Here is a 24,462-nt window from a genome sequence, read left to right on the forward strand (position 1 = left end):
TTATAGCAAATTAATTTATAAATTCACATCTTTTAATACCTTTATTTTTTCAAATAAAATATCTCTTTTTTTCCTGTCATATATTGCAGCTGCTGGATGGAAAAAAGGAACTATTTTAATTGCACCATAGCTTGTTTTAACTACGAACACTTTTCCATGAATAATGGTTATAGGCTTTATTTCATTTTCTAGACCGAATTTAGTTAAAATATATTGAGCAGAAAATCTGCCCAAAGCAACTATTATTTTAGGTTGAATTATATCTATTTGGCGATCAAGAAATGGAGCATATATACTTATTTCTTCCGAGCTAGGATCTCTGTTAGAGGGTGGCCTATCTTTAACAATATTTGTTATGTAAATATTTTCTCTTTTTAATTCAATAGACTCCAGCAACTCATCTAGCACTTTTCCAGCACTTCCACAGAATGGCTTACCTGTACGTGCCTCGTTTTTTCCTGGAGCCTCCCCGATAAACATAATTTTAGCGGAATAATCCCCTTCGCCTATTACCGGAAAAGCATTTTGATTAATTCTCTCTTGATATAGGGGTGATTTTTTAAGATTAACCACCTCTTTTTCTATTTGATTTAACAAATCAAGTCTATCTTTTTTGTTCATGATAATATTTTACCTAAACCATGTTATTTTTACTATTTAATTTTCTCCCAATCGATTAACAAAAACTCTTAATTCTTTATTGGTCAGATTGTTCTTAATTTTTGTTTTTATTTCTTTAACAGATAGTTCAAGCTTCTTTTTGCTTAGACTGACCTCTTCTTGTATTTGACTAACGGTTTTCTTGTCTAGCCTCATTTTTAATATAGTTTTCTCATCTTCATTTAAAAACTCTTCATGGTCAATTTTCTTAATAATATCCTTTGTGTCAATTAGGTAATAAAGGTCTTTTTCTTTTCTTTCATCTAACCCAATATATTCTGCTTGGCCGGATATGACTCCCTCATAACTTCTGCACCAAAAACATTTATGATATTTAGAATCACAGGAAAAATTACCAACATCAATTTTATTTTTCATTTCAAAAGCCTTTTTCCTTATCAATAACTCAGAAAACTTGGTTGAATTTATTTGATTAGCTCTGGGCTCATTATCTTTATCGAGATACCAATAGCTTAATTTTTTTACTTTTTGATTATAATTTTTTTGAGCTAAAAATTGATAAATAGGAAGTTGTAGAGAATTTTTTCCTTCCATACTTCTGCCAGTTTTAAAATCTATAATATGAAAAGTGTTGTCAGGAAGAATTTCAATCCAATCAAAAGCTCCTACTAGCTCAACCCCATCAAAAAGATTTATTTTCATTAAATCGTCTTCTTTCTTGAATGATTTCTTTTTCAATAACTCTGACCGCTGAACTTTCTTTATCATTAACTCCCCTCTTTTCCTAAACTCGATTTCTTGTTTTTCAGAAATAAATCCTCCACGTCGCCCACTATAATTACTCCAAACTTTATCAAATTTCTTAAGTAAGGATATTTTTGATCTTCTACTTGGAGAAAAATTAACTACCTCATCAATGGTGTCATGAACCACTGAACCCAAAGAAAGATAGGGATTTACTATTTGAACCCTATTGCCAGTTTTGGGATTTCGATAAATATTCTTGAAATAATAAAGACGAAGGCAATTATTGAAATCAGTTATTGATGAGTGAGATACTCTTAGGTTTTTTTTAGGATCCATATTCAGCGATACATTTATTCATTACCTCAACTTGACGGTTGTATTCATTAATTAGAGACCTTTGCTGGTTAATCAGTTCATTATATTGGTTAATTAAAGAATTATACTCCCCTATCTTTTGATTATTCCTTGGTATTGTACTTTCAATCTCTCTCTTAAGAGTATTCATTTTTTCTTGAAGTGAGGCTAATTCAGCCTCTTTTTTATTAATACTAACCAAGAGGCTTTCATTAATACTTGGACATATAGACAAGGGGAGTCCAAATATTTGAACTGCAAACCATACTTCCCTGTTATTCATTACTCCTCTTTTTACAGCCACTCCCATTTCAATATAATTTGGATTAACTATATTCTCTCTATGACCAGGACTATTCATCCAGCCGATAACTAGCTCTTTGTCATCAAGAAAGTCCCCCATAGCTAAATTTTCTCCTACGATTATAAATTCATAACCAACTCGTGTGGCCAAATCAGCAACTCCTTCGCCCGTAGGAGATTCATGGTCAAAGTACTGGCGGTCAATCATATCGTCTACCTTTATTTCTGCTGCACGGTCTAGCAATTCGTTTGTTAGGAATATATCCAGTTTATGATCTATTCTTTGCTGATTTGTTAAATCAAAAACCCCGGACTTAGTAAGTACCCCGGGATCATTTTCTCCAAACTTAATTAAAGGAGCAGGATGAACCACATCTCTTCTGAAGTCATCGCTACTACCAAGAATTAAAAAATAGAATCCTCCGATAACGACAGACAAAAATAAAAGACTGACTAGGGTGTTCTTTAAATTTCTCATACAATACTATTCCTCTGGATGTTCTTCTTTTTTTGACTCCTCTTCTTTTGAATCCCCTTTACCCAAGTGCATAGCCCAATAAACCATAAATATGGCAAAGATTATTATTAATCCGCTTAAAGGACTAGGAACTCTCCATGTCCCTACTAATATTGGCCACTCAAAAGTAAGTCTTAAAAAATGGAAAACGGAAATGAACATGAAAGTTAAGGCCGTGACTATAAAAAAGAATGGTTTGGTCATATTTATAAAGTTAATTATTAATAAAATATTATCATTATTAATATTAAATGACAACGAAGAAAATAATCTCCTAACCTTTTGACCCAAAAAAGGCCTGAGATAGATTTTTCTTCCTATTATAATTAAGAGAAATCCATCTAAATATCATGGGTAATGGAAAAACTTGAAACAAAAACCCCAAAACTAAAAAGACCGATAGGATACACTAAATTAAGTCCTTAAATACTTTCATCAGTCTAGCTATCATTAGCTCTTTTGTAAAATTAGAGAAAACAAAATCGTTTGCATTCTTAATTATATCCTCTCTTCTTTTCTTGTTATCCAATATATCCATTACTTCTTTTGCAAATTCTGATTCTTGGTGAATAACAACCGAAGCTTCTTCAGGGTAAACTTCTTTTTGAATTGGTGAATCCAGTGCAATAACAGGAATTCCCGCTATCATAGCTTCTCCAATAACAAGCCCTTGTGTTTCAGTCTGTGAAGAAAAGACAAAGGCATCACAGGCTCCATAGACTTTCTTTGTATCTTCTTTAGAAAGAGGTCCAGTAAAAATGACCCTATCTTCTAGTTTTAATCTTCTTGCACTTTCCTTTGCTTCATCAATGTCACCAGGACCAACTAATAGTAATGTAGCGTTATATTTAACATTTTTTATGTCTTTCATCATGTTGAGCAAGACATCAAGATTCTTTTCCCTTGATATTCGGCCGACATAAAGAAGAATTTTGTTATCTGATGGTATACCATAAAGCTTACATAACTCCTCTCTTTTAATTGGTTCCTCGGGCATTTCTATTCCGGTTGGAATTACATTGATTGGCTTAGTTACTCCATATGCTTTTAGTTTTGTTTTCATGACTTGGCTCGGAGTAATAATGGCATCCATTTTGTTACAAACTGACTTAGATCTTCTACACATGATAAAAGCACCGAATTTTCCAGCATAGAGCTTGCCGTATTCTTCTACCATTGTATGGTAAGTTATTACTTTAGCTTTATCACTTTTAAGCATATATCGCTCAAAAGCATTTGTGCCCCAAGTTAAAGTATGGAGCCAATAAACATCTGGATTAAACTCTTGAGCAATTTTCTTAATTTTAGCATAAACACCAATCCCAAATGTTCGCTCTTCTTTTCCAATAAGAGCTCCGATGATGCCAATTAAAGCTGATGATGGAATAGGAAAATGTTCAGTTCTAAATTTGCCCACACCATAATCTGGAGAAATAATCCTAACTTCCACCCCTTTTTTAATGAGCTCATCGGCAGAAGTATTAATAGATGTAGTTACTCCATTATGCAATGAATAGGTCAACGAACAAATTAATATTTTCATTTTTTCATCTCTTTAATAATTTATAAACGTAATTTAATAATTATAATACTAGAAATAAATACTATCGACTAAGTTATTTTCTCTTTAAATTGATCTAAGGTTAATGAATTTTCAATATTAAAATTTCCTACTCGAATTCTTTTTAGTTCAGTAAGATAGCCCCCTATTTCTAATTCTTTTCCAATATCTCTGGCTAAGGATCTTATATATACTCCGGGACCAGTAACAATTTTTAATTTTAGATATGGATACTCATAATCAACTATCTCTATTTCTTTTACAATAACCTTACGAGAGGCTGGTTCTGGTTTTTCTCCCTTTCTAGCAAGTTTATAGGATCTTTCTCCAGATATCTTAACAGCACTAAAAGTCGGTGGTTTTTGTATTATTTCACCCTTAAAATCAATGATGATTCTTTTAATTTCTTTTAATTCCGGAGGATTAGCGACTTCAAAGGTAGTCTTTTCCCCTTCCTGATCATCTGTAGAACTTTCTTCTCCTAATTTAATCGTGGCCAAGTATTCTTTCTCTTTTTTTACCAAAGAAAACAATTTTTTTGTATTATTCTTACCTATCGCAATAACCAAAACACCCTCTGCTAAAGGATCAAGGGTTCCTGCATGGCCTATTTTTTGGATTCCAGTAATTTCTCGGAATTGATTGATAATATCATGCGAAGTTGGTCCCTTGGGTTTGTAGATTCCGAAAATACCTTCCATTTTATCTAATTGCTAAAAAAAGAATAAAAGCTATAAATAGGGTAAAGAATCCAGTGGATTTTATAGTATTGTCTGGCAGTTGAGACCATAACTCCAATTTCTTCTTAATCTTTCTTTTTGGCATAAAGATCAAGTAGATTCCTTTTATATATCCAATAATAGCAAAAGTAGATATTATAAATGGAACTGAGGCTATTTCACGATACTGCCAAATTAAGGTTGAAACAAATAATGCAATGAATCCCCAAACCCAAAAAGGAGCGAGGTATACTGAAAAGTAAACGACCCTTCTGGTTTTTTGTGGTAAATAAAAAGAAAGAACTGAATAGGTTAAAAGAATTAAGCACGAAAGATATAAAAAATATGTCATATTAAAATTTTATTTTCCAATTTTTATTAGGAATAAATTTCCTACGAGTTATTCTTGCTTTCTGTATTTTTCCAATTATGAAAGAATAGCAACGATTCTTACTACTTCCTATAGTATAGGCTCTCAAAATATGTCTAGGACTAATTAAGTCTTTTCCATAAACCAAATCCTCAACATCATCTCCAACATCTATTGTTATGGCATAGGGTCCTATTTCTCTCCAACCCTTAGAAGAATTTTCGGTGGCTGGGTAATAAATCTCGACCGTTTCTTTTCGCATCGCTGAATGTGCGATAATTTCCAGCAACACTCGATAGTCCATTATTTCAGATCTATCAAGATTATTATTTTATGACTATATTTTAGCACCAAAACCATATCTTAGACAAGAAGAAAGGATCCTTAGGTCCTTTTTATAGGAGGCTTTCTTTTTTCCTTGAATGGTTTATGTATAGTTCTTTTTTCTCCCCATCCTATAACACCTCCTTTGATAATAAGGCATCAATAATTGTAAATATTTTTAAACTAACTAAACTTTAATTTGATCCCAAACAATTTTAAAAATATATACTCCGGGAACAATAAATAGAACCCAAAGAATTAATATTATGTTTTGGAAAAATATTGGCCAATATTGGGCTATAATTATTCCAAACGAAACTATTGATAATTCATATAAAGACAACTGCCATTCTTTAAAGCTTATTGTTTTTGATAACATTTTATTAAAAGTTATTTTCCTTATTATACATTGATGGTGGTTTTAAGGCAAAAAAAAGAGAGGGTTATTTTAAACCCTCTTTGAAAACTTGCGGAGCAACAAAAAAGAAACTGTCGACAGGACGCTAGCTATTCCCGTAGCAGAAAACGCTACGAGAACAGTCCCGTACAAACTTTTTTTCATCAACTCACCTCCTTTCTTTCAAAGATGAGTAATTATAAAATATGTTAACATTTTTGTCAAGGCAAAAAGGTAATGTATACACACATATGGCGGATTCTGCCGAGAAAAGTATAATCTCGGTATATGTGTACAAATATGCCAAAAACAATAAAAGAGGAAAGATTAAGATGGATACTTCCCATCTATAACAAAGAAGTAAGTATTACGAACGTCGCCAAAATATGTCTCTACGGTAAAAGAACATTGGAAAGGTGGCTGCATGATTACAAGATATACGGAGAGCAAGGATTGGAACCAAAGTCCACCAGGCCTAAAACAAATCCTAAAGAAACGCCCATCAGGATTAAGGAAAGAATAATTGAATCAAGAAAAGAGAAGAAACAGTGTGCCTTAAAAATAATGTGGGACTTGGAGGAAGAAGGCATAAACATCCATTATCAAACAGTACAGAAGATAATTAAGAAAGAAGGATTAACCAGAAGATACCGAATAAGGAAGATTAGATACAAGTATGTTAGAATACCTTTAAAGAGGGGCGAGCTGGTAGAGATTGATGTCAAATATGTCCCAGATAAGATAAAGAAACAGAGATATTATCAGTTTACAGCTATAGATTGCGGCTCGAGGTGGAGGTATCTACAAGCATATGAGGACGTATCCAATCTCAGTGCAATAAAGTTTTTGAAAGAACTAATTTCTATTACTGACTTTGAAATTAAAGCAATTAAAACAGATAATGGATCTTGTTTTACCAATCGGTATACAGGCTACAATAAAAGCACAGACCCCCTGAATCCGAGACTGCATCCTTTTGATATACTATGCCAGGAATTGGACATACCTCATTATTTGATTGACCCAGGCAAACCTCAACAAAATAGTTTCGTAGAACGTTCTCATAAGACAGACCAAGAAAAATTCTATGATGAAACTGAATTTAAGTCTTTTGAGGATCTAAGATATAAGTTAAGGCTGTGGAATATGGAGTACAACGATACAAAACATTGCGGACTTAATGGAAAAACACCCAATGAAAAGCTTCAATTAAAAGTGTTAAAAGTGGTTAGTTAAAACACTAAAAGATCTTCAACAGTCTTAACTATACCATCTGCACTGATACCATAATTATCTTTTAGTAAAAACTGGGGACCATGCTCCACAAATTCATCAGGTATTCCAATCATCTTTAAATCAACCTGTATTTTACTATTGGATAAATGAGTTAATACAGAGGAACCAAAGCCTCCTCTTAATACTCCTTCTTCCACAGTGACTATCTTGCCAATACTATTTCCAACCTTTTCTATTATTTCAAAATCAAGCGGCTTAATAAATCTTGCATTAATCACCATTGAATCAATTCCCTTTTTTTGAAGTATTTCAGCTGCTTTAAGCGAGGGGTAAACTGTATTGCCAACTGCAAGAATGGCAACATCTTTTCCTTCTCCAAAAGATTCCCATTTCCCAACCTTTATCTCATCTCTTTGGTAGCACATGCTCTCCATTTTCTCTCTTGGGTATCTTATCGCAACTGGAGAATCACATTTTACAGCAAGTCTCATCATTTCCTTTAACTCTTCGGTATCTTTTGGAGACATGAATATTAAGTTAGGAATATTGGAAAGAAAAGAAATGTCAAAAACACCGTGATGAGTCGGACCATCTTCTCCAACTAAACCAGCTCTATCTATCGCAAAGATAACTGGAAGATTTTGAAGACAAACATCATGAATAATTTGATCATATGATCGCTGAAGGAATGTGGAGTAAAGTGCAACAACCGGTTTTATACCTCTAGTTGCTAGTCCAGCCGCAAAAGTAACTGCATGAGATTCAGCAATACCAACATCATAAAATCTATCGGGAAACTTTTCAGCAAACTCAACAAGACCCGTTCCCTCTTTCATGGCTGCTGTTATTGCTACTATATTTTCATCCTTTTCTGCTAACTCAATCATTGAATCACCAAAAGTATCACTAAAAGATACACAACCCTTTTTTGTAGAAGAACATTGAATACCTGTCTTAACAACAAATGGCCCCATAGCATGATAGGTGCAGGGATCATTTTCAGAGAATTTATATCCCTTTCCTTTCTTAGTTACAATATGTACCAAAGTCAGCTTATTACCATCTCTGGCTTTCTTTAAAGTTTCTATTAATAGGGTAATATTGTGACCATCAATTGGTTGAATGTACTCAAAACCAAGGTCTTCAAACAATCCGCCTGGCATAAAAATATTCTTAGGCGAATCCCTTTTTTTGGTAATTATTTCTATATCCTCTCGTATTTTTAATAATTCTTGTGAAATGTTTTTATAAAAAGTTCCTGTGATAACTTTACTTAAATAAGAGGAAAGTGCTCCAACATTTTTAGAGATGGACATTTCATTGTTATTCAAAATAACAATTAAATCCTTACCGAGATGACCCGCTTGATTTAATCCTTCGAATGCAAGCCCTGAAGTTAATGCCCCATCACCTATAACAGCAATAACCTTTCCCCCGTCTCCTTTAAGATCTCGTCCTACTAAACTTCCAAGAGCAGCTGATATCGATGTTGAGCTATGACCAGTTCCAAAGGAGTCATGTTCACTCTCTGATATCTTTGGAAAACCGGATATACCCTTATTTCTTCTTAAAGTATGAAATTTATCGTATCTTCCTGTTAAAAGTTTATGAGGATATGATTGATGACCTACATCCCAAATTATCTTATCTTTTGGTGAATCAAAAACATAATGTAAGGCAACAGCTAATTCAACCACCCCCAAATTAGAAGCAAGGTGTCCCCCATTTTCAGAAACTCTTTTAATAATTACATCTCTTAATTCTTCAGATAGATCTCCCAACTCTTTATTATTTAACAATTTCAAATCATTTGGAGATTTTATTCTTTCAATCATAATATACCGCAAAAACTAAATTATAGCCCAGTTGGAGCATCAATAAAAAAAGTTTTAACTTTAAATTTTTTCTTAACCACATCTGCAAGAGCTTTTACTCCAGTTGTCTCGGTAGCATAATGCCCCGCGAATATAACATTAATTTTAGCATCTTTTACTACTTCAAGAATATCAGCTGCATCTCCGGTTATAAAAAGATCTGCCTCTTTCTTAATTGCTTCAAAAACAAGAAACGGAGCCCCCCCACTAACAATTGCGATTCTCTTTATTTTATTCTTCCCTCTTTTTAATATAATTGGTTTTGAATCTATTGTCTTTTCTAGTTTTTTAACTATTTCTTCAACGGAAATAGGAGATCTTTCTCCAATCCATCCAATACTTTGTCCTCCATAAGATCCCATAGAATCTTTTATTTCTACCCCCAGTATCTTCATTAATTGAGCATTATTACCAGACTTAGGATGAGCATCAAGCGGTAAATGAGAAGTATAAAATGAAATATCATTATCAAGTAAAAAAGAAACTCTATCTTTCATCCATCCCTTCATTGATGGATCTGCTTTTTTCCAAAAAATACCATGATGAGCAACAATCATGTCTGCTCCTTGTTTTTTAGCTTCCTTAAAAACATCCAGCCCTGCCGTTACACAAAAAGCAATCTTCTTTACATTATCTAATCCTTCTATTTGAAGACCATTCCAAGAATCATCTTCAAATTTAGAGTTATCAAGATATTTATCTAGAAATAAAACTAACTCTTTTAATTTTGCCATACCAGCATTTTACCATAGCTTCAAAAGAGATAAAAGCTTTTTGGACAAAAAAAGGCCTGTTATTTTAAACAGGCTTTAATAATAATTTATTACCTAATGATAAATCTTGAATTCAACACTGAAGTGCAACGATAGATTTTGAATAAAACATACCCGTGCGGTACGCTGGAGATAATTATAAACCAGTAACCAACACGAATATGTATACGCATTTTAACAGAGATGACCGATCTGTCATCTCCAGCTGCTTGAGAATGGGAGAATCGTACTCTTCCATAGGGGAAAGGATAGGTAAAAACAAAGGAGCCATCTTTAGAGAAATTCAACGGAACAAAGATAAAGATGGTGCATATGATGCTCGCAGGGCAGACAAACGAGCCAGAGAAAGACGAAAACATTCCAAGGTTAAATGCAGGAAAATAGAGAATAATAAAGATCTTTCTTTTAAGATAGAAGAAAGGATCGACCCCTTAACTTCTCCCGAAGTCGTAGCATACGAGCTTGGCATATCCCATGAGACTATCTACTCTTGGATTTACAGGTCTCGTCCCGATTTAAAACAACAGCTTCCTCAAAGAGGTAAAAAAAGAAGGCGTTATGGTTCAAAAAGAAGTAAAAAACAGGGATGGACACAGAATGTACGCTCTATCGATGAGAAGCCAGAAACAGGAGAATGTTGGGAAGGAGACACTGTAAAGGGTATTACCAAAGAAAGGTTGCTGACCCACGTAGAGCAGAAATCCCTCTTTACCAGAGTCGATCTGTTACCTGATGGAACAGCAGATGCAGTCCATGCCATTCTCAAAAAAAAGCCCCTCCCCGAGATTATCGTCTATGATAGAGGTCCAGAATTTGCTCTCTGGAAGATGATAGAAAGGGACACCGGAGCAGATATTTACTTTGCATATCCTTATCATCCCTGGGAACGAGGCAAGAATGAGAATACCAATGGACGATTAAGACGAGTATTTCCAAAGAAGTTTAATTTTAGTAAGATAAATCAAAGAGATGTGGACGGGGTGGTTTGGGTGATGAATCACACTCCGCGCAAATCTCTTTCCTGGCGTACTCCTTGCACAGTATATGGTAAGTGTTGCACTTCAAGCTAGAATTCAAGAACTCCTCTTTTTTAGCTTATATACCTCCGCACCTCTAGCTACTTTAAAAGGCATCTTAACTCCAATTTCCTGACTCTTTATCCCTTTTACTACTTTCTTGTTATTAATCTCCATTTCAGAAGCAACCACCTCCTTAATTCCTATATCATCTCCAATTATAATGATTCGATCCCCTTCTTGTAATTCAGAAACTAATTTAATAGTTATAGCTCCTACTTTAGGATAAAATTTAATAACTTTTCCAACAAAAACTTTTTCAATTTCTGAAGCTGAACTATCGACTTGAGAGAAATCAGATGGAAGTGGTTTCCCTAAAAAGAAACCGGAAGAAAAGCCCCTATTATAAACACCTTCTAGCTCCTTCATTAATTCTATGGTTCTTTCTTTTGTAAGTTTAGTGTCAATTGCCTCTCTGTAAACTCTAACAACCGCATCAACATATCTTGAATCCCTATTCCTTCCTTCAATCTTAAATGAATGAACTCCTATTTTCTTCAATTCTTCTACAAAGGGTAAAACACAAAGATCTTTGGCCGACATCACCTTACTACCTTCTAATGTTAACTCATGACCAAGCCCTTCTTCTTTTATAAAATAACTTCTTCTACAAGGCTGAAAGCATTCTCCTCTATTGGCAGATTTATTGTACAAAAACTGACTGGTGAAACATCTTCCTGAAACTGAAACACACATCGCACCATGAATAAAGACTTCAACTTCAAGTCCTTTTATTTTCATAATCTCTTTTACTTGCTTTAAATTCAATTCTCTAGCAAGAACCACCCTTTTTGCTCCCAGTTTTTTATAAAATTTAGCCGATAATGTATTTGCAATTGATGCTTGAGTTGATATAAAAAATGGAACTTTATGCTTTTTACAAAATTCAATAACTGCAAGATCCCAGCAAATTATTGCATCAACTTTACCCTTCACTTTTTTAATGGTTGATTCTAATTTCTTCAATTCTTGATCATAGATTATTGTATTCATAACTAAATACATTTTTGGCTTTCTGGGATAAGAATCGCAAATCTTTTTAATTTTAGGTAAATCAGATATTTTGAAGTTCCTTTTACCAGCTCTCATTGTGAAATCATTGACACCGAAATAAACGGCATCAGCTCCCGCTTTACAAGCTGCTACCAGCATAGGAATATTTCCAACCGGAGCCATTAATTCAATTTTTTTATTTTTATTCATATTTATTTACTGGATTATAGTTAATTGGTATGAGTAAATCCCCTAGCACCTAAGCCCTATTTTTGATAAGAATCAAGAATACGATCCAAGATAGACTTTTTATTATAATTTGGCTCAATACCATCATCGACTGTTATAACAGATTCATTTTCTTGTTTATAATTATTACTATCTATTTTTGAAGAAACATTAAGGGGCTTAATGAACCTAGAAAGCTCGTTATAGTAACTCTCATTACCTCCTCTCTTGGCCTCAAACGGAAAAGATAGGTATAATTCTTTCCTTGCCCTCGTTAAAGCTACGTAAAATAGTCTTTGCTCTTCTGCTACTTCTTCAGGAGAATTAAGAGCGAAGCTAATGGGCAGAACTCCTTCCGCTACGTTCATTATAAACACTGCATCCCATTCAAGACCCTTAGCAGAATGAATGGTAGTTAAGGTAACCGGCTCTTGATCCTCAAAAGATGATGCGGTATCAAAAATTCCCTTTTCTGGGCGATCAATGGCAAAATCAGCGAGAAAAGTATCTAATGAAGAATATCTATTGCTAATTTCTTTAATCACCTCAAGATCATTCAAGCGAATATTCCAATCATCATAATTATCCTTCAATAACACTAAATAATATTCCATTATGGTCTCCAACTGTTCAAATACTTTTAATTCATCTTTTGACGCTTTCTTTAATATAAAAGATAATCGCTCTAATTGTTTTTCATATTTATTGCCCCTATATTGCGATGATAAATGATCAATGATTTCATCAAAAGAAGATATTTGAAAAACATTTACTAAAATATTTTCTGCGGTTTTGGGACCAACTCCAGGAAGCATCATCAATATTCTACTCCAAGCTAATTCATCTCTACGATTTGAGAGAACTTTTAAGTGGGAAAGGAAATCTTTCACGTGGGCCATTTCATAAAACTTGCGCCCACCGACCACTTGATAGGGAATCCTCATTTTATCTAACTGAATTTGTAATGATATTGAAATGAAGGCTGATCGGAAAAGAACTCCTTGGTTTCCCAAATTAACTCCCCCATCTCTTAAATCCCTTATCTTTCTTGCTATCCAATCTGCTTCTTCGTATTGATTTTTAAAATATTGAAGCTTTGGACTTCGACCAATTTCTTTATTGGCTGAAATTAAAACTTTTGAATATTTGTTTTCCATATTTTCAAGAACCGCATTAGCTACATCTAGGATTGATTGAGTGCTACGATAATTCTCTTCTAATGCTACCTTCTTACATTCTTTAAATCTTTCCGGAAAAATCATTATATTGTCATGAGAAGCACCCCGAAAGCTATAGATACTTTGAGCATCGTCTCCTACCACCACCACATTTCTATGATCTTTAGCCAATAAATAAGTGATGTCTCCTTGTAATGGATTAGTATCTTGATACTCATCTACCATGATATATTCATATTCTCGAGAGATTTTTTTTCTCATATCTTCATCTTCCAACAATATCCTAAGGTATGTAAGCAGGTCATCGTAATCTAAGTAATTCTTATCTATCTTATATTCGGCATACTTTTTTCTAATTTCTTCTACATCTTCATTATATTGGATGAAATAAGGGTATTGTTTCTTTAAAACTTCGGCAATTGATACCCCCTTATTTATCGATGAGCTAATAATTGATTTTAAAGTCTCTTTCTTGGGAAATCTTTTCCCTTTCTCAATTAATCCCAATGAATCAGCGCATCTACGCACTGCTTCTTCTGCATCGCTTTCATCTAGGACTGAAAAAGATTTGGGGAAACCAAAGAATTTAGAATTCCTTTTTAGTGTTTTATAAGCAAATGAATGAAAGGTTCCTCCATTTATTCTCTGGCATCTTTCATCACGGCTTGATGATCGAGAAAGCATTTCTCTTGCTGCTTTCCTGGTAAAGGTAAGTAAAAGAATTGATTCCGGCTTTACTCCTTCTTGAATCAAAAAAAGAGCACGGTATTCAATTACTCGTGTTTTTCCTGAGCCTGCTCCAGCCAAAACAAGCATAGGTCCATCCTTTGAAGTTACTGCTGTATATTGAGAGGGATTAAGGTCTAATTTAAAGTCAAACATATTAAACTAGGGCTAGTTTAGCATAACAAGAAAGAAAAAAAGGAGCAAATAGCCCCTACTTTTTTAACATAAAAAATACTAAAATCCTATTTTAGGACCATCTAAATTACCCGCTTCTTCTATTGAACCAAACTGACTCTCATATTTTTGAAGATTAATTTCAAGGGCTTTTATCATTCTCTTTAGATGACCCGGACTAACCACTACTCTTGAAACCATGACTCCGGTAGGAGGAAATACACTTAAGAAATCCAAGCAAAACTCTTCCTTTGAATGTCTAATTTCTATTACATTTGAATATAGCGCTTTAGCTACTTCGTCTGGAACCCTGATTTGAATCTTTTGATCATTATTCATATTTATTTTTTTTATTAATTTTTTCTTTTGTAATATCAATTAATCTATCAATCATTGCATCAATTTCCTCTTTATCTTTTAAATCCTTTAACTCCTTCCTTAGCACAATTTCCTTGATATTGACCATTTCCTTTTTTTTATTGTTATTATTCTCCCATGCTTTATAATCCATATTTTTCATTACCTCTTCCCATCTTTTTAAATCTGAAATTTCTGTTGAATATTTAACAAGATCTTCAGATGCCTCGTCTGCATTGGTTAACATTTTCATTAAAATATCTTTTGCAGTTCCTATACTCGGAGTTATTTTTCTTTTATACATTGCTCCACAATGTGGACAAGATGGTTTCTCTGGAATTTCCATGCCCGAAAGAGTGCTATTCCAACTATAAATCATTAAAGCCTCATACTCCTTCCTACAAACATGACAGACTACATTTTCTTTAGTAATTTTTGTCATTTTTTTATAATAAGTTTTTAATCACTATAACTAGTTTTTAATTTATTCTCTTTCTTAAACCTTTCAATAGCTAATTGAATTAGCTTATCTATTAAATCCTTGTATTTAATTCCGCTTTCTTCAAATAATTTCGGATACATACTTATACTTGTAAATCCAGGAATAGTATTAATCTCATTAATAAATATTGATCCGTCTTTTTTTAAAAAAGAATCTACTCTTCCCAACCCCTCACATGATAATACCTTAAATGTTTTAATGCTGACCTCTTGGATTTCTTTTGTTTCCTCATCTGACAACTTAGCTGGTATCTCTAAAACTGCTCCGCTATCATCTGTATACTTGGCTTCGTATGAATAAAAATCATGAGTTGGTATTACTTCTCCAGGAATGGATGCAATTGGATCTTCATTTCCTAAAACTGAACACTCAATTTCTCTTCCTTCAATAAATTCCTCAATTATTATCTTAAGATCATAATCAAAGGCATATTGAATAGCCTTTAAATATTCCTCCTTATTACTAACCTTACTCACTCCAACTGATGACCCCATATTTGCTGGTTTAACGAAAAATGGGGATCCCAATTTATTTTCAACTTCTTCGTATTCTAAAATGTTTTCCTCGGATTTAAAAACAATAAATTTACCGATAGGAAGTCCGGCATCGCGCAATAAACGCTTCATAATATCTTTATCCATTCCAACCGCAGAGCCTAACACACTCGGTCCAACAAAAGGAAGATTGGCTAATTTTAAAAGTCCTTGAACCGTTCCATCTTCTCCAAAGGGACCGTGTAAAACTGGAAAAATAACATCTAATTTGACTTCATCCTCTCCCCTAATATTTCTAAGTATCCCATCACTTTGAGGGGCAAGTATTACTGATTCACCAGTCTGATCCAAGCTCTTCAATTCTTCTTCTCCCTCAAAGAAGGAAACTAAATTAGGGTCAATGAACCATCTGCCTGATTTATCAATAGGAATCAGGACCGGATTATATTTATCTCGATCTATGGCTTTAAAAATGTTTCTTGCCGAACGTAAAGAAACTTCATGTTCAGGTGATTTACCTCCAAATAATATTCCGACATTTATTCTTCCCATAATCTTTATTATTAATTTTAGAACTTAATTCATTTTAACATAAAATAAAGGACTCGCAATAATATATTGCGAGTCAAATAATATAAATCTAAATTCTTATTTCTCTTTCTCTAGTATAGAGATGCTTTTAATTACTATGTCTTGATTAGGTCTATCAAATCTATCTCTTTCTACCTTTGATATTGCGTCAGCTACTTCTTGTCCGGATACCACTTGTCCAAAAATAGTATAAGCTGGTGGAAGTGAATAATCAGCTACCATAATAAAGAATTGACTTCCCTGAGTGTTTGGCCCCGCATTCGCCATTGCTACAACACCCTTTCTATATCCATTTTGATATATTTTTGAACTTGGATCTATTTCATCATTAAAGCTATATCCCGGGCCTCCTCTTCCAGTTCCAGTAGGATCACCGCCTTGAATCATAAACCCATCTATAACTCGGTGGAATATAACACCATCGTAGAATCCTTTTCTTGCAAGTGTAACAAAGTTTTCAACGGTATTTGGAGCATCATTAGCATAGGTCTTAAACTGGATGTCTCCCATATTAGTTTTTATGGTAATTAAATAGTCCATATATTTATTATTATTTATTGTTTCTTCCGAATCTAATTGATTTGGCTCTTGATTATTTTCAATCAATACTTTTCTACCCGAACCACTTAAATAGAAAAAGATTAGTAGAATAATGCAAGTTGATAGAATAACCGATATTATTATTTTATTCTTTTTCATAGTTAATTTTAAATTATTAAATTAATATCACTTAGAACACCCAAAAGCCTGGGGATTATTAATATAAAGACAATAATTGGTAATATAACCATGGCTACGGTGGCAATAAAGGTCCAAAGAAGATATTTTTTTATCTTCTCAATAGAGGCATATATTTCTTCAATCCTCTTGCTCTGTGCTTCAATTTTTTCTAAAATTTCTTTTTCCATATTTATTTATTAAAATGAAAATATCAAACCAAACCTTTTATATTCATAAGTTCAACGGCCGTTTTTTGGAATTCTTTTTCAGTCATAAATTATTAACGATAAGCTAAGATTATTTTTTTAATCCTATATTATCATCAAGCCATAATAAAATATTCTCTAAGTCCTCTTTAGGATTGGAAGAATTGGCAAAGGAGATGATAATATTTCTATTCACACCATCTGATTTTTCCATCTTATAAATTGCAAAATATGACCCTGTTCCCCCTTCTCCTGGGCCTTTAATTACTGCATCATTTTGAATAATAAAACCTCGATATTGATGAATATAGCGCAACATCTTGGCAGAATCTATAAGAGTTGTTCTATTCTCTTTAGAACGGCCGGTTACATCTACAAAACGAGTACCACTCATTCCAATTGATTGTGCTTTAATATTCATGGCATCAACAAAAGCATCCGGAGTCAAAAAACGACTAAAAACTAAAGCCGCTTCTTGAGAGGACTGCGAGATCATGGCACTGATAAGCTGATGTCCCTGATAAGACCTTCCGGGAACTATTATATTCTCTCCAATTCCGCTAATCATCCAGTCTCTAGCAGTGATTCTTCTTCCCAAGGAAACCATTTCACTACCAGTTAATGCCATCATTCCCAAAGAAATTGGTCCAGCATATATCTCTGATTCAATGTCTTTAGTTAAAATCATTTCCCCAGTATCAAGGTCAGCCACCAATAAAGACTCACTTTCAATATCTATAAATGGATTTATTTCTTTGTCACCAACTAAGGCAGGCAGTGGAGGAATTAATTTTTCTTCAAAAATTAAAACTGGCATTCCCCTTTCAGCAAACTGATAAACAACTTTAGCATCTACAGTTTGTAATCTCACACAACCACCGGATGATCCTGATGAAAGTGCTCTTCCTGCTCTATCAAAGGGCCATCCATGAATAAAAAAATTCCCATAAAATTGAATACCATAAGGCATCCAAACCTCAGCAATTGTAGAAAAATGGATAGCTAGTTTTTCTCCTACGAAATAAACTCCAGGGGGTGTCTCCCAAAAACTTCCAACCTTTCCCTTTGCTTTAACTTCAAAAGATTCATTTATTACCCCTTCTTCATATAGGGTAAGTTTCATTTCTTTAAGATTTACGTAAATAAAGCTTCTTCTGTCATTTATTAACTTTTCTTTTTCTGTAGTTATCTTTTCTTTAATGTATTCTTCAAATCCAAACTCTGAAAATTCTTCTGAGCTATAAATAAAAGATCTTTCTGGTGGGACGTAATAAAAAACCGGATTCTGTTTCTCTTGAAGAGAAAAGGTATAAACAGAAATGATTACTAGAGCTAAGAAAAGAAATGCGATAATTACTTTATATATAGATTCTTTTTTCATAGAAACATTATATCACAAAAAAATATTTTATCAAGCAGTTAGAAAAGAAAAAGCGAGATTAATTTTCTGCAATGAACGAATTTATTTCTGTTTTGGCGTAGAGACAGAAAGGCTGGGGATAAATGTCCCAAAGCCAAGATTTTTTTGAAAGCGGTTTTATTTAATAAATAATTTTAAACAAGAATTAAAGTGATAGTATATTTTACTATTTATGGGCCGGGTGGCTCATATTCAATACCAAATAAAATAATAGTAATTAGCTATTAACTGAATAATTAGGAGGCTCTCTTGTTATCATAATATCATGCGGATGAGATTCTGACTTACCAGAACTACTAACCCTGACAAAATTAGCTTTTTCCCTTAATTCAGCTATATTTTTTGCTCCAACATATCCCATTCCCCTTCTTAATCCATTAACATATTGAAACATAACGTCAGCCAACTCTCCTTTGTAAAGTTTAAGTCCTTCAACTCCTTCAGCTACCAATTCCTTTTTCCCTGTTGCGATCTGACTATATCTTTCTCTTGATCCTCTATGTTCTTCCATGGCACCAATAGATCCCATTCCACGATAAACCTTCCACTGTCGCCCATCTCTAAATATAACTGAACCTGGAGCTTCTTTAGTTCCTGAGATCATCCCTCCCATCATAACTGATGAAGCTCCTGCTCCTATTGCTATTGATATATCACCAGAATATCTGAGACCTCCGTCAGCACAAACTGGAATCCCATACTTATCAGCAACCTTAGAACATTTATAAATAGCACTTACTTGCGGAGAACCTATTCCAGCTATTATCCTTGTAGTGCAAATTGACCCTGGTCCTTGGCCCACCTTAATACCGTCTGCTCCTGCTTTAGCAATCCTTTCAACTGATTCAGGTTCTGAAACATTTCCAACAACCACATCAACATCATAGTCTTTCTTAATTTTCTTTAATGTTGTAACCACTGATTTAGTATCAGCATGAGCAGTATCTATAACAACAACATTAACTTTATTATTAACCAAAAGATTAAGTCTCTCAAAGTCATTTACTCCTATAGCTGCAGCAGCAAAAAGCTGGCCCGATTTATCGGTATTGTATCCAGCTGGATTTTTCATCATAATCCTTGATACATCTTTAAAAACATACATCCCCATTATCACTCCTCCTCTATCAATAATTGGTAGAACCTTCTTCTTCTTTGCAATCATGATTTCATAGGCCTCTTTTATCTTTGTCCCCTTGGGTGCGGCTATTACACCTTTTGACATCACTTCTTTCGCAGTATCTGAAAGAGATCTACAAAAATCAAAATCGTTTTTACTTAATATTCCAACAACTCTACCGCTTTTATCAATTACTGGGAACGTATTAAAAGAAAACTTTTTTTCTTCCTTCATCTTAAGTATCTCTCCAATGCTTGTGTCTTGATTTACACATATCGGTTTATCAATAAAGCCATTAAGATAATATTTAACTCTGGTGACTTTTTTTGCTTGTTCCACAGGGCTCATGTTCTTATGAATAACGCCTATCCCTCCAAGCAATGCCATTGCTATTCCCATTTCTTGTTCAGTAACTGTATCCATAGCCGCACTGACCACAGGTATTTTAAGCGGTGTGTTTTTAGAAAAAGAGGTCTCAAGTGAAACCTCATCAGGCATAATTTCAGAATAGCCCGTTTTAAGACGAACATCATCATAGGTCAATGCCATTCCAGTACGATCTATTTTTTCAAAGAAAATATCTTTAGGAAATTTTTTATTCTTTCGAGATGGTTTCATATTTTTATAAACTTAGTTTATCTAAAGGATACCTGTTTAAAAACCAAAAAACAAGATGACGCATTAAATCATCTAAAATTTGGCTATAAGGGTAATGGTTTTGGTATTAATTATTAGTTAGTTTTTCAACCAACTAAAATTATACTAAACCGTTACCAAAGTGGTTAGCAGTTACAAATAAGAGATAAAATTTAACTTACTCCTATTATTCTTATTAATGCACAATATCTTTCTAGCTCCTTTATCGCTTTCTTAGTTTTTATTGATGAATAAGGGCTCTCAAGTTCAATAAAAAATAAATAATCCCAAACTCCTAATTGTGAAGGAATGGAATGAAGAGATGTCAAGTTTAATTTATTCTCTGAAAAAACATTTAAAATATCTCTTAATATTCCAACTCTATCATAAACAGTAAAAAGCATGATGGTTTTTTGAGTATTTAATTTTTTCTTAAACTGCTTATAGGTATTATTAGAAATAACATAGAATTTTGTGAAGTTATTTTTATTATCTTCTATGTTCTCATTTAAAACATTTAAATTATAAATTTCTGATGCGATTTTTGGAGCGATAAAGCCTATGTTTTCTTCTCTTTTTTCTATAATAGGGGCTATTGTACTAGAAGCGCTCTGCTTTTTAGCATAAGGAAGGTTTTTCTCTAACCAATTCTTACATTGAGAAAAAGCTTGTTCGTGACTGATAACAAGCTTTATATCTTCTTTCTTTTTGTGTCTACTCAAAAGGCATTGATGAACATGTAAATTAAAAGAACCGTTTACTTTTAAGGGATAATTAATTAAATTATACATCGTTTCGGAAACAATCCCCGTACTGCTGTTTTCAATAGGCACAACTCCAAAATGAACTTCGTGTTTGTTTACTTTTTCAAAAACATCTTTTATGGTAGGCAGAGGAATAAATTTGCTTTGTCCAGAAAAAATTCTATTTACTACTTCATTGGAAAAAGTTCCCCGAGGACCCAAGAATCCGACTTTTGCACTCTTAAAATTAATCTTAACTCTTTTCTCTTTTATTTTTAAAGGTTGAGATTCAATTATTTGCAAAATTTCACTAGATTTTGTTTCGGCTATTTTTCTAAAATTATCTAAATGTTTTGATGTTTTGTTAAATTTATTAATAAATGATAGAAAATCTTTATTCTCAACATTTTCAGCTAATTCTAAAAGCTCTTTTTTAAATTTAAATAGAATTTCTAAAAAATATGGGTTTTCCATTTCTATCTCTGCAAGAAGTTCAGCTTTTTGCCCTAAAATTCTTCCCAATATCAAACTTTGAAGTCGGAAAACCGGAGTAAAGAATGCTGGATTTAATTCCCATTTCTCTGAATATATTGTTCTAGCAAGAGAAATATTTAAAAAATGAGGAAGAGCTTGAATAATTGCAATTTGTTTGTCGTGCTCTTCTGCTGAAATTTTTATTATATTAGCATTTTTAGAATTAAAAAGATCTTCCAAGAAAGTAACCCATTTATTATTTTTTACAGGGCAAAAAACAATATTTTGATTTTTTAAACCAGGAGTTAATGGACCAAAAAGGGGATGCATTCCAAGTGCTCCGCTTTTGACTTTTTTCATGGCTTCTACTGGTTTTAATTTCAAAGAAGCAACATCGCACAAAAGGGCATCTTTTTTAATAAGCTTTCCTATTTCATCTATAACTTCAACAGTTTTCTTTATGGGAACAGAAATGATAACTATATCAGCTTTTCTGCTTATTTGCTTATTAGACATTGAAGTTTTAATGTCAGAAACTAAAACTTCAAATCCATTGCTGGTAAAAAAATCACTGAACCATCTTCCCATTTTTCCCTTTCCTCCGATTATTCCAATAACAGGGTTTTTTTTAGGCATGTTTTTCAAAAACAATCTTTTTATTTATTATAAAAGAAGAGTTAGCTTTTTTAGATTGGGGCAAGTCTTCTCTTAAGAAAACTCCGATAGACTTTTTTCTTAACAGGCAAATTTTTGTAATTTTTTCTAGTAATTTTTCTTGGGAAGTTGGGTTTTTCTTTTTTTTCAATAAAATCATTAAATTTTCTAAATTCTTTTTGTTTTTCACTGGTCCAAGAGATTGCCAAACTATTTTTCTCATTTTATTTGAAATTCCTAATTTTCCTATTTTTTCTTTTTCTAGGGAGACTGGTAAATATTCTTTACTTTTTTTATTGATATCAAGAGCCGCTATTTTCCCAAAGACTAAGGCGTCAAGTATAGCTAAACCTCCTATTCTATTGCTTCCATGAAGCCCCCCTGCTATTTCTCCTGCTGCATAAATATTTTTCTGACTTGTTTTAGCATTTTTGTCTATTGCAAGTCCTCCGATTGAAAAATGGAAAGCTGGGTGGAATTGAATTTTTTCAAGGTCTTTCTTTTTGAATTTTGCAAAGATATAGCCAAATTCATTTTCTTTTTTATATTTCTCAAACCAAGAATCAGAGCAGATTAGTTTACCATAAATTTTTCCTCTTAGTGATTGCTGATAAAATTCCTTGGTCATTTGGCCAAAAATATAACGGTATTTATCCTCTCTAAGTGCGATAGCAACTTTTTCAGATAAAAATTCATTCCCTTTTTCATTTTCATATTCCATTTTTGTTAAAAGATCTCCAGAAACTAAAACCCTGGGAAGTCTTTTGTCTGTAATTAAGAATGGGTGAAACATAAAAAACTCTAAGTTTTTCATCTTTAACCCCGCTTCATAACAAAGAGAAAGTATGCTCCCATCTGAGTCTTTGCTTCCGGTTATAAAATTGAAAAAACCGCCAAGTCCACCGGAAGCCAGAATTAAATAATTAAAGAAAATTTCAACTTTTTTTTGAGAATTCAGGAAAGACACTTCAACTCCTATAATTTTTTTATTCCCATCAATTAAAAACTTTTCAACATTGGCTTTTAAGATCTTTTTCTTCTCTATTTTTCTTAAAAAAGCTTTTTTAATCTCCGGTCCAGGGATGCGATAATCAGGGACTAAACCAATGTTTGATTTTCTAAATTTAATTCCAATTTTTTTCAAATCTTTAATAATATTTCTAGAATTTTTCAAAAAAACTCTAAGTAAATCAAGGCTATTCATGTTATTCCCGACAGTTAAAATTTCCTTTTCAAGTTCTTTTTCGGGCTTTACCATTAAGTTCCAAGGAGAAATAACTGAATTTGATCCATGCCTTTCTAGCAGAATAAATTTTTTAGTTTTAAGGTTTAAGGCAGCATTTAAACCAGCTGCTCCTCCGCCTATAATTAAGACATTAGTTTTAATAGTTTCCATATTCTAAACAAAAGTTAACCACTCAAGATATTTTTTTTCTTCTCCACAAACAATTTTTTGATAAGTGTTTTTTATTTTTTTTGTTATTTCTCCTATTTCTCCTTTATTAATAATTGTTTTGTCTATTTTACCAATAGGACATATTTCCACCGCTGTGCCAGTGAAAAAGACTTCATCTGCTGTTTTTATTTCTTGAGTAGTAATTTTCTTTTCTTCCACACTAATTTTGTAATTTTTGGCAATTTTAATAACGCTGTCTCTGGTAATTCCAGGAAGAATAGTTCCTTTTGGGGGAGTGAAAATTTTTCGGTTTTTTACCATGAATATATTTTCTCCGGGACCTTCAGCGATAAATCCTTGAAAATCTAAAAGTATTGCTTCTTCAACCTTTGCTTTTTGAGCTTCTAAGCTTGCTAAAATTGAATTAGAATAAGTTCCGGAAATCTTAGCATTCATAATTGTTGATTTAGGATGAGGTCTTGTATATTTTGAAATCACGGTTCTTATTGGTTTTCCCTCTCCAAGATAAGCTCCCCATGGCCAATTAATAATTGCTGTCTTTACAAGAGCACCTTTAGGATTTAGTCCCATTTTTCCATAACCAAAAAAAACTAAAGGCCTGATATAGCATTTATCTTCTTTATTGATTTTTACTAATTTTAAAATTGCCTCCCTTATTTCTTCTTTAGAAAAAGGAATTTTCATCCCCATGCAGGAAGCAGAGTAAAAAAGTCTATCAATATGTTCTGGTAGTCGAAAAATAGCACTTCCTTTTTTTGTTTTATAGGCTCTAATTCCTTCAAATACAGCCGACCCATAGTGTAAGCTATGATTTAAAATATGAATTTTAGAAGACTGCCAGTTAACAAATTCACCATCAAGCCATATTTTATTTAATTCTTTCATATATTGTATGAATTTTAACTTTATACAGTGAAAGGGTCAAGTAATTGTATAAAAACTTTCTCTATCATTTTA

General features: G+C 33.0%; 25 protein-coding genes. 3 read left to right on the forward strand and 22 right to left on the reverse strand.

Features of this window, described 5'->3' with window-relative positions; genetic code table 11:
- Positions 1 to 15: 15 nt before the first annotated feature.
- Genes KY054_01070 through KY054_01080 form a run of 3 tightly spaced genes read right to left on the reverse strand, consistent with a single transcriptional unit; the run spans position 16 to position 2,503 of the window.
- Positions 16 to 621: a uracil-DNA glycosylase gene (locus KY054_01070; protein ID MBZ1356351.1), complete on the reverse strand. Its 606-nt coding sequence runs from the start codon at positions 619 to 621 to the stop codon at positions 16 to 18.
- Between the two features lie 36 nt (positions 622 to 657).
- Complete coding sequence (locus tag KY054_01075; GenBank protein ID MBZ1356352.1) at positions 658 to 1,704, reverse strand: PD-(D/E)XK nuclease family protein; 1,047 nt, start codon at positions 1,702 to 1,704, stop codon at positions 658 to 660.
- Positions 1,694 to 2,503: a hypothetical protein gene (locus KY054_01080; protein MBZ1356353.1), complete on the reverse strand. Its 810-nt coding sequence runs from the start codon at positions 2,501 to 2,503 to the stop codon at positions 1,694 to 1,696. Before KY054_01080 ends, KY054_01075 begins: the two co-directional genes overlap by 11 nt.
- A 91-nt stretch (positions 2,504 to 2,594) precedes the next feature.
- Between KY054_01080 and KY054_01085 the strand changes: the two genes are divergently transcribed.
- Entirely contained in the window at positions 2,595 to 2,828 is a 234-nt protein-coding gene (locus KY054_01085; protein MBZ1356354.1) for a hypothetical protein, read from the forward strand.
- Between the two features lie 123 nt (positions 2,829 to 2,951).
- Here the strand turns inward: KY054_01085 and KY054_01090 are convergent, their stop codons facing one another.
- The 5 genes from KY054_01090 to KY054_01110 all read right to left on the reverse strand — a co-directional run bounded on the left by KY054_01090 (position 2,952) and on the right by KY054_01110 (position 5,895).
- Positions 2,952 to 4,085: a glycosyltransferase gene (locus tag KY054_01090; GenBank protein MBZ1356355.1), complete on the reverse strand. Its 1,134-nt coding sequence runs from the start codon at positions 4,083 to 4,085 to the stop codon at positions 2,952 to 2,954.
- Positions 4,086 to 4,153: 68 nt separating this feature from the next.
- Positions 4,154 to 4,804 carry a tRNA pseudouridine(55) synthase TruB gene (truB, locus tag KY054_01095; protein ID MBZ1356356.1) on the reverse strand — a complete coding sequence of 217 codons (651 nt, stop codon included), beginning with the start codon at positions 4,802 to 4,804 and terminating at the stop codon, positions 4,154 to 4,156.
- Between the two features lies 1 nt (position 4,805).
- Positions 4,806 to 5,174, reverse strand: a complete 369-nt coding sequence (locus KY054_01100) for a hypothetical protein (GenBank protein MBZ1356357.1) — start codon at positions 5,172 to 5,174, stop codon at positions 4,806 to 4,808.
- Between the two features lies 1 nt (position 5,175).
- Positions 5,176 to 5,496 carry a hypothetical protein gene (locus KY054_01105; GenBank protein ID MBZ1356358.1) on the reverse strand — a complete coding sequence of 107 codons (321 nt, stop codon included), beginning with the start codon at positions 5,494 to 5,496 and terminating at the stop codon, positions 5,176 to 5,178.
- Positions 5,497 to 5,703: 207 nt separating this feature from the next.
- On the reverse strand, positions 5,704 to 5,895 hold the full coding sequence (locus tag KY054_01110; GenBank protein MBZ1356359.1) for a hypothetical protein: 192 nt from the start codon (positions 5,893 to 5,895) through the stop codon (positions 5,704 to 5,706).
- 318 nt (positions 5,896 to 6,213) lie between these two features.
- Between KY054_01110 and KY054_01115 the strand changes: the two genes are divergently transcribed.
- Entirely contained in the window at positions 6,214 to 7,149 is a 936-nt protein-coding gene (locus KY054_01115) for a DDE-type integrase/transposase/recombinase (GenBank protein MBZ1356360.1), read from the forward strand.
- On the opposite strand, the gene dxs is transcribed toward KY054_01115, so the two are convergent.
- Together dxs and KY054_01125 are read right to left on the reverse strand one after the other, a co-directional pair.
- Entirely contained in the window at positions 7,146 to 8,984 is a 1,839-nt protein-coding gene (gene dxs / locus KY054_01120; GenBank protein ID MBZ1356361.1) for a 1-deoxy-D-xylulose-5-phosphate synthase, read from the reverse strand. The genes KY054_01115 and dxs overlap by 4 nt on opposite strands.
- A gap of 20 nt (positions 8,985 to 9,004) precedes the next feature.
- On the reverse strand, positions 9,005 to 9,757 hold the full coding sequence (locus KY054_01125) for a Nif3-like dinuclear metal center hexameric protein (GenBank protein ID MBZ1356362.1): 753 nt from the start codon (positions 9,755 to 9,757) through the stop codon (positions 9,005 to 9,007).
- 200 nt (positions 9,758 to 9,957) lie between these two features.
- Here KY054_01125 and KY054_01130 point away from each other — a divergent pair, with 200 nt between their 5' ends.
- Positions 9,958 to 10,866, forward strand: a complete 909-nt coding sequence (locus KY054_01130; GenBank protein MBZ1356363.1) for an IS30 family transposase — start codon at positions 9,958 to 9,960, stop codon at positions 10,864 to 10,866.
- A 3-nt stretch (positions 10,867 to 10,869) separates the two neighbouring features.
- Here the strand turns inward: KY054_01130 and KY054_01135 are convergent, their stop codons facing one another.
- From KY054_01135 to KY054_01190, 12 genes are all read right to left on the reverse strand, one after another.
- The gene (locus KY054_01135) at positions 10,870 to 12,075 is read right to left on the reverse strand and encodes a U32 family peptidase (protein ID MBZ1356364.1); all 1,206 of its coding nucleotides are present in this window, start codon (positions 12,073 to 12,075) and stop codon (positions 10,870 to 10,872) included.
- A gap of 56 nt (positions 12,076 to 12,131) precedes the next feature.
- Positions 12,132 to 14,153, reverse strand: coding sequence for an ATP-dependent helicase (locus KY054_01140; protein ID MBZ1356365.1), 2,022 nt, complete (start codon positions 14,151 to 14,153; stop codon positions 12,132 to 12,134).
- Positions 14,154 to 14,231: 78 nt separating this feature from the next.
- Positions 14,232 to 14,510: a DUF3467 domain-containing protein gene (locus KY054_01145; protein MBZ1356366.1), complete on the reverse strand. Its 279-nt coding sequence runs from the start codon at positions 14,508 to 14,510 to the stop codon at positions 14,232 to 14,234.
- Complete coding sequence (locus tag KY054_01150) at positions 14,503 to 14,970, reverse strand: hypothetical protein (GenBank protein ID MBZ1356367.1); 468 nt, start codon at positions 14,968 to 14,970, stop codon at positions 14,503 to 14,505. Before KY054_01150 ends, KY054_01145 begins: the two co-directional genes overlap by 8 nt.
- 17 nt (positions 14,971 to 14,987) lie before the next feature.
- Positions 14,988 to 16,076, reverse strand: a complete 1,089-nt coding sequence (gene ddlA / locus KY054_01155; GenBank protein MBZ1356368.1) for a D-alanine--D-alanine ligase — start codon at positions 16,074 to 16,076, stop codon at positions 14,988 to 14,990.
- A gap of 96 nt (positions 16,077 to 16,172) precedes the next feature.
- Positions 16,173 to 16,655, reverse strand: a complete 483-nt coding sequence (locus KY054_01160) for a peptidylprolyl isomerase (protein MBZ1356369.1) — start codon at positions 16,653 to 16,655, stop codon at positions 16,173 to 16,175.
- A 167-nt stretch (positions 16,656 to 16,822) separates the two neighbouring features.
- A complete protein-coding gene (locus KY054_01165; GenBank protein MBZ1356370.1) occupies positions 16,823 to 17,023 on the reverse strand; it encodes a hypothetical protein in 201 nt (66 codons plus the stop codon).
- A 109-nt stretch (positions 17,024 to 17,132) separates the two neighbouring features.
- Complete coding sequence (locus KY054_01170; protein MBZ1356371.1) at positions 17,133 to 18,422, reverse strand: L,D-transpeptidase family protein; 1,290 nt, start codon at positions 18,420 to 18,422, stop codon at positions 17,133 to 17,135.
- 256 nt (positions 18,423 to 18,678) lie between these two features.
- Positions 18,679 to 20,130, reverse strand: a complete 1,452-nt coding sequence (gene guaB, locus KY054_01175) for an IMP dehydrogenase (GenBank protein MBZ1356372.1) — start codon at positions 20,128 to 20,130, stop codon at positions 18,679 to 18,681.
- Positions 20,131 to 20,390: 260 nt separating this feature from the next.
- A complete protein-coding gene (locus KY054_01180) occupies positions 20,391 to 22,070 on the reverse strand; it encodes a prephenate dehydrogenase/arogenate dehydrogenase family protein (protein ID MBZ1356373.1) in 1,680 nt (559 codons plus the stop codon).
- Entirely contained in the window at positions 22,063 to 23,484 is a 1,422-nt protein-coding gene (locus tag KY054_01185) for an FAD-binding protein (protein MBZ1356374.1), read from the reverse strand. The genes KY054_01180 and KY054_01185 overlap by 8 nt, the downstream gene beginning before the upstream one ends.
- A gap of 3 nt (positions 23,485 to 23,487) precedes the next feature.
- Positions 23,488 to 24,390 carry a branched-chain amino acid transaminase gene (locus tag KY054_01190; protein MBZ1356375.1) on the reverse strand — a complete coding sequence of 301 codons (903 nt, stop codon included), beginning with the start codon at positions 24,388 to 24,390 and terminating at the stop codon, positions 23,488 to 23,490.
- Positions 24,391 to 24,462: the final 72 nt, after the last annotated feature.

It is taken from the genome of Candidatus Nealsonbacteria bacterium, assembly GCA_019923605.1.
Lineage (GTDB): Bacteria > Patescibacteriota > Minisyncoccia > Minisyncoccales > CSSED10-335 > JAHXGM01.